Origin of the sequence: Actinosynnema sp. NPDC002837, assembly GCF_040295345.1 — a bacterium.
Taxonomy (GTDB): Bacteria; Actinomycetota; Actinomycetes; order Mycobacteriales; family Pseudonocardiaceae; genus Actinosynnema.
In genome coordinates this window covers 188,723-200,137 of record NZ_JBEOVG010000006.1, presented here as the reverse complement: position 1 = coordinate 200,137, position 11,415 = coordinate 188,723, and the positions used below count along the sequence as shown (strand labels likewise).

10 protein-coding genes are annotated in these 11,415 nt (G+C 71.8%); all 10 read left to right on the top strand.

The window, feature by feature from the left end; all coding sequences use genetic code 11:
- Positions 1–118: 118 nt before the first annotated feature.
- The 10 genes from ABTZ99_RS07225 (at position 119) to lipP1 (ending at position 11,395) form a co-directional block, all read left to right on the top strand.
- Positions 119–1,765, top strand: coding sequence for a class I adenylate-forming enzyme family protein (locus ABTZ99_RS07225; RefSeq protein ID WP_499608996.1), 1,647 nt, complete (start codon positions 119–121; stop codon positions 1,763–1,765).
- Between the two features lie 3 nt (positions 1,766–1,768).
- On the top strand, positions 1,769–3,415 hold the full coding sequence (locus ABTZ99_RS07220; protein WP_499608994.1) for a condensation domain-containing protein: 1,647 nt from the start codon (positions 1,769–1,771) through the stop codon (positions 3,413–3,415).
- Positions 3,412–4,743, top strand: coding sequence for an aminotransferase-like domain-containing protein (locus tag ABTZ99_RS07215; protein ID WP_499608992.1), 1,332 nt, complete (start codon positions 3,412–3,414; stop codon positions 4,741–4,743). Before ABTZ99_RS07220 ends, ABTZ99_RS07215 begins: the two co-directional genes overlap by 4 nt.
- 132 nt (positions 4,744–4,875) lie before the next feature.
- Positions 4,876–6,288, top strand: coding sequence for a class I adenylate-forming enzyme family protein (locus tag ABTZ99_RS07210; protein ID WP_499608990.1), 1,413 nt, complete (start codon positions 4,876–4,878; stop codon positions 6,286–6,288).
- On the top strand, positions 6,285–6,533 hold the full coding sequence (locus ABTZ99_RS07205; protein ID WP_316034295.1) for a hypothetical protein: 249 nt from the start codon (positions 6,285–6,287) through the stop codon (positions 6,531–6,533). The genes ABTZ99_RS07210 and ABTZ99_RS07205 overlap by 4 nt, the downstream gene beginning before the upstream one ends.
- A complete protein-coding gene (hppD, locus tag ABTZ99_RS07200) occupies positions 6,514–7,602 on the top strand; it encodes a 4-hydroxyphenylpyruvate dioxygenase (protein ID WP_498782322.1) in 1,089 nt (362 codons plus the stop codon). Before ABTZ99_RS07205 ends, hppD begins: the two co-directional genes overlap by 20 nt.
- 13 nt (positions 7,603–7,615) lie before the next feature.
- Entirely contained in the window at positions 7,616–8,515 is a 900-nt protein-coding gene (locus tag ABTZ99_RS07195; RefSeq protein WP_499608986.1) for a phytanoyl-CoA dioxygenase family protein, read from the top strand.
- Between the two features lie 5 nt (positions 8,516–8,520).
- Entirely contained in the window at positions 8,521–9,504 is a 984-nt protein-coding gene (locus tag ABTZ99_RS07190) for a thiamine pyrophosphate-dependent dehydrogenase E1 component subunit alpha (protein ID WP_499608984.1), read from the top strand.
- Positions 9,504–10,472 carry an alpha-ketoacid dehydrogenase subunit beta gene (locus ABTZ99_RS07185; RefSeq protein ID WP_498782328.1) on the top strand — a complete coding sequence of 323 codons (969 nt, stop codon included), beginning with the start codon at positions 9,504–9,506 and terminating at the stop codon, positions 10,470–10,472. The genes ABTZ99_RS07190 and ABTZ99_RS07185 overlap by 1 nt, the downstream gene beginning before the upstream one ends.
- A 14-nt stretch (positions 10,473–10,486) precedes the next feature.
- The gene (lipP1, locus tag ABTZ99_RS07180; RefSeq protein WP_499608982.1) at positions 10,487–11,395 is read left to right on the top strand and encodes a LipP1 family hormone-sensitive lipase; all 909 of its coding nucleotides are present in this window, start codon (positions 10,487–10,489) and stop codon (positions 11,393–11,395) included.
- The last annotated feature ends 20 nt before the right edge of the window (positions 11,396–11,415 follow it).

The window sequence follows — 11,415 nt, the reverse complement described above, 5'->3', positions numbered from 1 at the left end:
CCGGCGATCGCCACCGCCGCAGTTCGCCGAGCGCCACCGCCCCACCGCCGCCGATGCGGGAACCCGACTTGGTGTCTTCCGTTCGGTGGTCCACTGTTCTCCGCAAACGGGAGGTCTGATGAGTCGGGCGAACCTGCGCACCGCGCTGGCACAGGACATGCGGGTCGGCGCGGGCAACGTGCTGCCCATGCTGCTGGAGCACGGCGCCGACCTGGACGCCCCCCGGCTGACCTTCGACGTCGACGTGGACGGCATCCCCGCGTGGACGCCGCTGTCGCTGCGCGACCTGGCCGAACGCGTCGCCGCGCGCGCGGACTGGTTCGCCCGCAAGGGGATCGGCCGACGTGACCCCGTCGCCGTGTTCGTCACGTCGGCGGCCGACGTGTTCCTCAACTTCTTCGCGCTCAACCACCTCGGTGCGATCCCGGCGCTGATGAACGGGAGCATGCCGATCGAGGTCGCCGCGGAGTTCGTCCGCCGGCTGCGCGGCGTCGGCGTGCTGGTCGACGCCGACCACGCCGCGCTGCGGGACCACGAACTGGGCGTGCCGGTCCTGGGTGACGCCGCGGAGACCGGCACCGGTGACCCCGCCCAGGCACCCCCGCCCTACCGCCACCACGGCGACGACCCGGTGGCGATCACGCACTCGTCGGGCACCACCCGGATGCCGACGCCGGTCGTGCACTCGCACCACTCCCTGTTCGCCGCGGTGCGCGCGGTGCGGCTCACCGAAGCCAGGCCGCACGGGCAGGTGCGCGAGCTGTCCGTGCTGCCCGCCGCCCACGCCGCCGGGATCATCGTGGTGAACCAGGCGCTGTGCAACGGCTACGAGCTGCTGTGCCTGTCCGGGCAGGGCGGGCCGTTCGAGCACAGCGGCGAGGTGGTCCTGGACGCCATCGAGCGGTGGCGGCCCACCGGGGTGTTCGGTTTCGCGGTCACCTGGGCGGAGCTGGCTCGGTTCGACCTGTCCCGACGCGACCTGAGCTCGGTGCGCAACTGGTCCAGCACCGGCGACTGCGCGCACGAGGCGCACATCCGCAAGCTCGTCGCGGTCGGCAGCCACCCCGTGTGGACGGCGGACGGCGTGGTCGACGTGCCGGGCTCGAAGTTCATCGACACGCTGGGCTCGACCGAGATGGGCCACGCCGCGTTCGCCATGAGCCACCGGCTCGGCAGCGACCGCTACGACCGCTGCGTCGGCAAGCCGTACCCGTTCGCGGAAGTGGCGTTGCTGGACGTGACGACGGGCGAGGAGGTGCCGGTGGGCCAGGTCGGTCAGTGCGGGCTCAAGTCGCCGACGCTCGCGCCCGGCTACTGGAACGACTCCACCGCCACCTACCGCAACCGACTCAACGGCTACTACCTGACCGGTGACCTGATGTACCGGGACGAGGAGGGCTACTACTACCACCTCGACCGGGCCAGTGACGCGGTGGACCTCGGCGACGGGAACTGGCTCTACACCGCGTTGACCGAGGAGCGCATCCTCGCCCGGTGCCCGGACGTCCGCGACTGCACGGTCCTGGCGACCAGGCGGGAGGACGGTCCGCCGATCACCGACGTGCTGCTGGTGCTGCACGAGGGCGCCGACCCCGCGCTGGACCGGGGTGAGGAGGTCCGCGCCGCGGTCGGCGAGGCGGTGGCGCGCACGGTGCGCCGGGTCGACGTGGTGCCCGACGCTCAGCTGACGGTCGGGCCGACCGGGAAGGTCCGCAAGTTCCTCATGCGGCAACGGGCTCTGGCGGACGCGCCCCACGGGAGGTAGTTCGTGCGGTATCCGCTGTCGTTCGCGCAGGAGCACGCACTGTCGCTGCCCGAGCCCCTGTCCCACGCGACCTGGCTGGACGGTCCGGTCGATCCCGTCGCGCTGCAACGGGCGATGGACGTCGTGGTCGCCCGGCACCCGACGCTCCGGACGAGCGTCAGCGCCTCCGGCGAGCAGGTCGTCTCGGAGACCGGTCGCGTGGTGGTGGAGCACGTCGTCGTGCCCGGTGACGTCGAACGGGCCGAGTCGATGGCCGCGGCGCTGGTCGGGCAGCCGTTCGAGCTCTCCCGTGAGCCGTTGCTGAGAGCCTCGGTGATCGAGGTCGGCGCGGACCTGTTCCTGTTCGCGCTGGTGGCGCACCGGGTCATCGCCGACCGCTCCGCACTGGCGATGCTGATCGCCGATCTGTCCACTGTGTACGGCGAAGGGCTGTCCGAGCTGTCTCCGTCGTGGATGGACTACGGGGATTACGCCGTGTGGCAGCGTGAGCGGTTGGACGGCGAGGAGTTGGCGCGTCAGCTGGAGCACTGGCGCGAGGTGTTGCGTGACGTGCCCGCACCACTGCGGCTCCCGACCGGACACCGTGCCGACCGGGTGACGGCGGCGGTCGACCCCGCCGCGGTCCGACGACTGGTCGACGTGGCGGAAGGCGTCGGAGCCACCTTGTCCACGGTGTCCCTCGCCGCGTACGCCGTGGTGCTGTCCCGGTACGCCCGGGTGGACGACCTCGTGGTCGAAGTGCCGGTGAGCGGTCGCGTGCGGGTGGAGCTGGAGCCGATCGCGGGCCCGTTCGCCGACGCGGTCCCCGTCCGGGTGTCCCTGGCGGGCGAACCGGCGTTCGGCGACCTGCTGGTCCGGGTGCGGAACGCCACCGCGCACGCGGTGTCGCACGACGAGGTCCCGCTGACGAAGCTCGCCGAGGAACTCGAGGTCGACCTGTCCGCGCCGCGGTTCACCTTCGGGCCGCGTGCCGCACCGGCGCTGGACCTGCCCGGCGTGACCGTGCGCGGCCACGCCGTCCTGACGGGCACCGCCGAAGCCGACCTCGACCTGCGGGCGGACGAGCACGGCACGCTGACCCTGGAGCACCGCACCGACCCGGGGTTCGCCGCCTGGTTGCTGCGGTCGGTGGTGGCGGTGCTGGAGCACGCCTCCGCGGACACCGCGGTGGCGGAGCTACCGGTGCCCGCTCCCGAGGGGGACTGGTCGGCGGTGACCGAGCCGTCGCCGAACGGCGTGGTCAGGCCCGTCACCGCGGAGCCGGAGGCGGACGAGGACCCGGTGCCGTCGCGTGACCGGATCGAGGAGACCATGGCCGGGATCTGGGCTGAGCTCCTGCGCACCACCGAACCGATCGGCCCGCACGACAACCTGTTCGCCCGCGGCAGCGGGTCTCTGACCGCGGTCCGGTTCGCCGCCCGCATCGCCGACCTCTACGGCGTCACCCTGCCGATGGACCGCATCGTCACTTCGCCCACGATCGCGGCCCTCGCCGAGGTCGTGTCGGCCGAACTCGCTCCCGGCCCGCCCGACGACACCGCCCGCGACGCCGCGCTGGCCGACCTCTCCGACGACGAGCTGGACGACCTGCTGCGCGCGGTCGTGGCCGCCCGCGAGCGCCGTCGGACCACGGAGGGGGACCTCCGGTGAGCACACCGCCGGTCACCGCGGAGAACATCGCGGACCTGACCACCGGGACGTTGTTCGGCGCGTTGGAGGACCCGGCGCTCAACTCGATGAATTTCCTCAACGAGGTCGCGATCCACTATCCGGAGGCGATACCGCTGGCGGCCGGCCGGCCGAGCGAGGAGTTCTTCGACCTGGAGGACGTGCACCGATATCTGCGCGAGTTCTGCCGCTATCTCGCACAAGATCTCGAGCGGACCGAAGAACAGGTGCGGCGCATCGTATTGCAGTACGGTCGGACCAAGGGGATCATCCACGAACTGGTCGCGGAAAACCTGCGGCTGGACGAGGGCATCGCGATCGACCCGGAATCGGTGGTGGTCACCGTGGGGTGCCAGGAGGCGATGTTCCTCGTGCTGCGCGCGCTGCGCGCCGACGAGCGTGACGTCCTGCTCGCGGTGTCACCGACCTACGTCGGATTGACCGGCGCGGCGCGGCTGGTCGACCTGCCCGTCCGCCCGGTGCGCACCGGCGAGCACGGGGTCGACCTGGACGACCTGGTCGCCGTGATCCGGCGGGAGCGCGCCGCCGGTCGCAGGCCGCGCGCCTGCTACGTGGTGCCCGACTTCGCCAACCCGTCGGGGCTGAGCCTGGACGTGGCGACCAGGCGGCGACTGCTGGAGGTGGCCGCCGCCGAGGACGTCCTGCTGATCGAGGACAACCCCTACGGGCTGTTCCACGGCGACTCGGACCGGATACCCACGCTCAAAGCCCTGGACGAGGACCGGCGGGTCGTCTACCTGGGCTCCTTCGCCAAGTCCGTGCTGCCCGGCGCCCGGGTGGGCTACGCGGTCGCCGACCAGCGGGTGGTCGGCGCCGACGGCGTGGTCGGCCTGTTCGCGGACCAGCTGTCCAAGATCAAGAGCATGCTGACGGTGAACACCTCGCCGATCGCGCAGGCCGTCGTCGGCGGCAAGCTGCTGGCGCACGGCTGCCGCCTCACCACGGCGACCGCGCCGGAGCGGCAGCTCTACGACCGGAACCTGCGGCACCTCGTGACCGGGCTGGCCGAGCGCTTCCCGCCCGGTACGGACGTCACCTGGACCGTGCCGACCGGTGGGTTCTTCGTCGTGGTCACCGTCCCGTTCGGGGTCGACGACGCGCTCCTGGAACGCTCCGCCCGCGACTACGGCGTGCTGTGGACACCAATGGGGCATTTCTATGACGACAGTTCGGAAGTCCGCGCCCTGCGCCTTTCCTGCAGTGTCGTATCGGTCGACCTGATCGACCGCGGTCTCGATCGGCTGGCCGCATTGATCAATGACCGGCGGGCCGATCGGGGAACCCGATGATTCATCACGACCGATTGGCCGATGGTGCGTCGGGTGAACCCTGACGTACGATTCGGCTCACTCGGTCCGCGGCTGAGTCGAAAGTTCCGCGCAACATTTTCGAATGACCTCCGGAACCAGGCGGGAGAACTGATGACAAAAGGCCTGGCGTCGGCCGGATCGGCCCTCGTGGCGAGTTCGGAATGGGTCGACGAGATCCTGCTGCGCGGCGCGGACGACGAGAGCTGCCTCCACTCGTGCGGACCGGTCGACCGGGCCGCGCTGCGCCGGTTGGTCGCGCAACGGCAGGCACGCCTGGCGGAGGCGGGGCTGCGCGCGGGCGGGTCGCTCGCGCTGCGCCTGCCGCCCTCGATCGCGTACGTGGCCAACCTCCTCGCCGGGTGGCGCATCGGCGCCCAGGTGAGCCTGCTCGACCACCGGCTCACCGCGTTCGAGGTCGACGCCGCGCTCGGCAGGCTCGCGCCGCAGGTGGTGGTCGAGCCGGGACGGATCACGAGCAGCCCGCTGAGCCCGTTCGCGGACGTGGAGGAGACCGTCACGGCCCGCCCCGGCCGTCCCGCCGCGACACCGCACGCGGTGATCCAGCTCAGCTCCGGCTCCACCGGCCCGTCCAAGGTGATCGGCCGCACGGCCGCCGACCTGGTCGCCGAGATCGAGCGGTACACCCGGATCGACGGCGTGCCGCAGCCCGGCGAGCGGATCGTCGTGCTGGCCTCGATGGTGCACGTGCTCGGCCTGGTCGGCGCCCTGCTGTACGGCCTGCACGCCGGTGTCCAGGTCAGGCCGCCCGAACGGCTCACCGGCGACAGCGTGCTGGACGCGGTCGCGGCTGAACCGACCCCGGCGACGGTGCTGGGCGTGCCGTTCCACATCGGACTGCTCGCGTCCGTGGTGGACCCGCCGTCCCTGCCGCAGCTCAAGCGGATGACCACCGGCGGCGAAGCGGTGCCCGCCGCGACCGCCGCCGCCTTCACCGCGAAGTACGGCGTGCCGCTGGGCAACATGTGGGGGATGACCGAAGTCGGCGTGATCGCCACCGACCTGTTCGGCGAGCACCGGCCGGCCCTGACCCCGGCACCCGGGCTGTCGGTCGTCGAGCGGGACGGCGAGCTGCTGGTGAGCCGGGCGGAGTCGCCGTACGTCGGCTTGTCCGACCCGGACCGGTGGGCGGACGGCTGGCTGCACACCAGGGACGCGGGCGAGGTCGACCCGGACACCGGGCTCGTCACCGTCAAGGGCCGCCTCGACTCCCAGGTGTCGGTCGGCGGCCTGAAGGTCGACCTGACCGAGGTGGAGGCGACGTTGGCCGAACTGCCGGGCGTGGTGGCCGCAGTGGTGCTGCACGACGACGTCATCACCGCCTACGCCCAGCTCGACGCGCCCGCCACGGCGGCATCCGTCCAAGCGGCCCTGGCCGAACGGCTCGCTCCCTACAAGCGACCGCGACGGCTGCAAGTCCTCGACGCGATGCCGCGCACCACCACCGGGAAGCTGGTCCGCGACCGCTCGGTGCTCCGCCACGCCGCGCAGGAGGTGGCGCGATGAGCGCGCCGCCCGACCGCGAGGACATCCTGGCGATGCTCGCGAGCCTGCACGGCAGGCCCGCGCAGGACGTCCCCGAGCTGATCGAATCGATGGAACTGGCCTGGCTGGTGCACCAGGTCGAACAGCGCTACGGCGTGCGCATGGAACTCGACAGCGGTCAGTACGGCCGCATGACCACCGTCTCGGGAGCCGCTGACGTGCTCCGGGAAGTGATCGGGATGCCTGATGAACATTTCCGGGATTGACCACATCGAGTTATACGTGGGCGACGCGAGGCAGGCGGCATTCTACCTCTGCACCGCCTTCGGGTTCAAGATCTGCGGTCAGGGCGGGCCCGAGACCGGGCTGGACGGCGTGCGCTCGTTGTTGTTGCGGCAGGGCGACATCCAGGTCGTCCTGACCACTGGCCTGGTCCCCGACCACCCCGCGACCGAGTACGTGCGCAAGCACGGCGACGGCGTGGCGGTCGTGGGCATCGGCGTGGACGACGTCGAAGCCGCCTACCGCGGCCTCACCGAGCGCGGCGCCGAGCCGGTGTCGCCACCGCGCGAGTACGTGACCGGGGGACCGGGCGGGCGCGACCAGCGGGTCGTCGTGGCCGAGGTCTCCGGGTTCTCCGACGTGACGCACCGGCTGGTCGAGCGGCACGGCTCGCCGAAGGAGTTCCTGCCCGGCGCGATCGAGGTCACCGACCCCGAGCCGCACACCGACGACAAGCTGCTGCGCGCGATCGACCACCTGGCGATCTGCGTGCCCGCGGGCGGCCTCACCCCGACCGCCCAGTACTACGTGGACGTGTTCGGGTTCACGCAGGTCTTCGAGGAGTACGTCGAGGTCGGCGGCCAGGGCATGGACTCCAAGGTGGTGCAGAGCCCGTCCGGGAACGTCACGTTCACGTTGATCGAGCCGGACCCGCAGCGCCAACCCGGTCAGATCGACAACTTCCTGACCTGGCACGCGGGCGCGGGCGTGCAGCACGTCGCGTTCGGCACCGACGACATCGTCAAGGCGGTGAGCACGCTCGGCGACAAGGGCGTGCGGTTCCTCGGCACGCCGGGCACCTACTACGACGCGCTCGAAGAACGGGTCGGACACCTGGACGCGCCGCTGGACGAGCTGCGCAGGCTCGGCGTGCTGGTCGACCGGGACCACTGGGGGCAGTTGCTGCAGATCTTCACCGAGTCGATGCACGTGCGCCGGACGCTCTTCCTGGAGATCATCGAGCGGCGGGGCGCGCTGACCTTCGGCAGCGGGAACATCAAGGCGCTGTACGAGGCGAAGCAGGGCGAGCTGTCCGGCACGACGGCCGGCTGAAGGGGAGAGCACCGTGAACGAGTTCGCGCTGACCGAGCAGGAGCGCGCCCTGCTCCCGACCGACGACGAGGTCCGGTTCTACGCCGAGCACGGCTGGTACCTGTCGAAGAAGCTGTTCTCCGACGACGAGGTGGACGAGCTGGCCGCCGCGGTCGACCGGTACTACGCGGGGGAGCGCAGCCGCTTGCTGCCGACGCGCCCGCCCCGGCTGGCCTATTGGACGCCCGAGCACGGTGATGTCCAGCGCCACAACGACTACGTGCACTACGAGAGCGACGCGATCGCCAAGGCGCTGCTCAAGCCGCTGATCGGCGCGGTGGCCGCGCGGCTGGCGGAGGCTGACGAGATCCGGGTGTTCCAGTCGACCCTGATCTACAAGCCGCCGATCGCCGAGGAGCCGTCCAACGTCGTGCCCTGGCACTTCGACAAGCACTACTGGTCGTCGTCCTCGTCGGACCGGATGCTCACCGCGTTCATCCCGTTCCACGACTGCGACGAGGAACTGGGCACGATCACCATGGTCGACGGCAGCCACGTCTGGGAGGAGGTCGGCTCGGACGACAGCGCCACCAAGCACTTCGCCGAACGGGACCCGGACCACCTGGAGAACCTGCTCACGGCCAACGCAGAGCACAACGGCACCACGGTCCGGAAGATCCCGATGATCATCCCCAAGGGGCACATGAGCTTCCACCACTGCCGGACCTACCACGGCAGCGGGCCCAACCGCTCCACCCGGCCCCGCCAGGCCATCTCGCTGCACCTGCAGGACGGTGACAACGCCTACCGCGAGTTCCCCCTGTCCGACGGCAACCTCGCCTTCTACAACCACGACTCGCTCGTGCGGCGCACCGCGGACGGCAAGCCGGACTACGCCGACCCGGAGTTCTGCCCGCCCGTGTGGCGCGCCTGACCGCCGTGGCGGCACACGCCCCGGACACCGACGTCGGCCTGTACCGCACGGTGCGGCTGATCCGCCGGTTCGAGGAGCGGGCGGTCGAGCTCGTCCGCTCCGGTGACATCATCGGCGGCATCCACCCGTACACGGGCCAGGAGGCCATCGCCGCCGGTGTGTGCGCGGCGCTGCGCGTGGACGACATGATCACCAGCACCCACCGCGGGCACGGGCACGTGCTCGCGAAGGGCGCCGATCCGGCCCGGGTGCTCGCCGAGCTGGCCGGTCGTGCCACCGGGTTGAACAAGGGGCGCGGCGGGTCGATGCACGCCGCGGACTTCGCGCTGGGCATCCTCGGGGCGAACGCGATCGTCGGCGCCAACGGCGCGATCACGGCGGGCGCGGCCTGGGCCGCCCGGCAGGAGGGGAGTGACCGGGTCGCGGTGAGCTTCTTCGGCGACGGCGCGGTCAACCAGGGCGTGCTGCTGGAAGCCATGAACCTGGCCGCCCTGTGGCGGCTGCCGGTGCTGTTCGTCTGCGAGAACAACGGCTACGCCACCACCCTGACCGTGTCGGACGCCGTCGCGGGCACGATCACCGGGCGTGGCGAGGCGTTCGGGATACCGTCGGTGACGGTGGACGGGATGGACCCGCGCACGGTGCTCGCCGCAACGCGCGAGGCGGTGGACCGCGCCCGCGCGGGCAGTGGGCCGTCACTGGTCGAGTGCCTGACCTACCGGTTCGACGCGCACCACACGTGGGAGCACAAAGCCCGGGTCCGCTACCGGGACGACGACGAGGTCCTCAGTGGACGCGAGAGAGATCCGGTGGAGATCCAGGGTGCTCGGCTGACCGACGGTGAGCGGGAACTCCTCGACGCGGAGGTCGAGTCCCTTGTGGACGCGGCGGTCGCCTTCGCGCTCGACAGCCCGCACCCCGACCCCGTCGGCGCGCTCGACCACCTCTACGCGACCGGGATGCGAGCGCGTCCGGGCGGTGGTGGGTGATGCCGTGGCTGTCCTACCAGAAGGCGCTCAACCGCGCGCTCGGCGACGAACTGGCCCGCGACCCTTCGGTGTTCGTGCTGGGTGAGGACGTCCGGGTCGCGGTCTCCAACGTGACCGCGGGCCTGCTCAAGCGGTTCGGGCCGGACCGGGTGCTGGACACGCCGCTGTCGGAGCAGGCGTTCACGAGCTTCGCCACCGGTGCGGCGCTGGCCGGGCGGCGGCCGGTGATCGAGTTCCAGATCCCGGCGCTGCTGTACTTGGCGTTCGAGCAGATCGTCAACCAGGCGCACAAGTTCTCGCTGATGACCGGTGGTCAGACCCGCGTGCCGGTGACGTACCTGGTACCCGGCTCCGGGTCGAAGACGGGTTGGGCCGGGCAGCACTCCGACCACCCGTACGCCCTGTTCGCCCACGCCGGGGTGAAGACGGTGGTGCCCGCCACGCCCGAGGACGCCTACGGCCTGCTGACCACGGCGATCCGGGACGACGACCCGGTGGTGGTGTTCGCACCGGCGGCGGCGCTCGGCGTCCGGGTCGACCTCGACCACGACGGGCTGGCCCCGGTGCCGCTCGGTGTCGGCCGGGTCCACCGCGAGGGCGGTGACGTCACGGTCGTGGCGGTCGGGCACCTCGTGCACGACGCGTTGGCGGTCGCCGAGGAGTTGGCCGGTGACGTCTCGGTGGAGGTGTTCGACCCGCGCACCGTGTACCCGTTCGACTGGGAGGGGCTGGCGGCCTCGGTGGCCAAGACCGGTCGGCTGGTGGTGGTCGACGACTCCAACCGCATGTGCGGCATCGCGGCCGAGGTCATCGCCACTGCGGCCGAGCGGTGCGCCCTGGTCGCGCCGCCCGTCCGGGTGACCAGGCCGGACGGCGCCGTGGTGCCGTTCGCCCTCGGGCTCGACCTCGCCGTGCAACCCGATCGCGCCCAGCTCACCGCCGCCATCCAGAAGGTGCTCAAGCAGTGACGACGGAGGCCCGCATGCCACTGGACCCGCCGCTCGGGAAGCCGGCCTCCGCGCCGCTCTACACCCTTTCGATCGAACAGGCGCGGGCCGCCGACCTCGCCGCGATCCGGGCGGCGGCGGGCGCGGGCGAGCCGGTGCGCCACGTCACCGATCGGCACCTGCCCGGACCGGGCGGCGACCTGCCGATCCGGATCTACCGCCCGGTGGACGCGGCCGGACCCCTGCCCACCCTGGTCTACTTCTTCGGCGGCGGTTGGGCGCTGGGCAGCATCGAGACCTCCGACGAGATCTGCCGCGCCCTGGCCAACGCGGTGCCCTGCCAGGTGATCACCGTCGGCTACCGGCTGGCGCCCGAGCACAAGTTCCCCGCCGCCGTGGACGACTGCCGCACGGCCGTCGCCTGGATCGCCGCGCACGCGGCAGAGCTCGGCGTCGACCCCGACCGCCTCGCCGTGGCGGGCGACAGCGCAGGCGGCAACCTCGCGGCCGTGGTGACCCTCGACCGCAGCGGCCCCGCACTGGCCGCCCAGGTGCTGGTCTACCCCAACACCGACCACCGCGGCGACACCGAGTCCATGCGCGAGAACGACGACCCCGCCGCGTTCAACCGCCGATCCGTCGCCTGGTACTGGGGGCACTACCTGGCGAGCCCGGACGACGGCCGGGACCCGCGGGCCTCACCCCTGCTCGCCGAGGACCTGACCGGCCTGCCGCCGGCGCTCGTCATCACCGCCGAGCACGACCCGCTGCGCGACGAGGGCGAGCGGTACGCCGAACGACTGCGCGCGGCCGGTGTGCCCGTGATCGCGACGCGGTATGCGGGGGTGGCGCACGGCTTCTTCGCCATGTCGGGCGTGGTGGATGCGGCTCGTGAGGCGCGGGCCGAGGTCGCGGCGTTCCTGCGCACCTACCTCGGTCGGTGAAACCCATGCCACCGACACCA

What these genes read in the sequence shown, in the direction of transcription:
- ABTZ99_RS07210 (WP_499608990.1), top strand. Translation starts at nt 4,876, where the DNA reads ATGACAAAAGGCCTGGCGTCGGCCGGATCGGCCCTCGTGGCGAGTTCG.
- ABTZ99_RS07185 (WP_498782328.1), top strand. Translation starts at nt 9,504, where the DNA reads ATGCCGTGGCTGTCCTACCAGAAGGCGCTCAACCGCGCGCTCGGCGAC.
- ABTZ99_RS07225 (WP_499608996.1), top strand. Translation starts at nt 119, where the DNA reads ATGAGTCGGGCGAACCTGCGCACCGCGCTGGCACAGGACATGCGGGTC.
- lipP1 (WP_499608982.1), top strand. Translation starts at nt 10,487, where the DNA reads ATGCCACTGGACCCGCCGCTCGGGAAGCCGGCCTCCGCGCCGCTCTAC.
- hppD (WP_498782322.1), top strand. Translation starts at nt 6,514, where the DNA reads ATGAACATTTCCGGGATTGACCACATCGAGTTATACGTGGGCGACGCG.
- ABTZ99_RS07205 (WP_316034295.1), top strand. Translation starts at nt 6,285, where the DNA reads ATGAGCGCGCCGCCCGACCGCGAGGACATCCTGGCGATGCTCGCGAGC.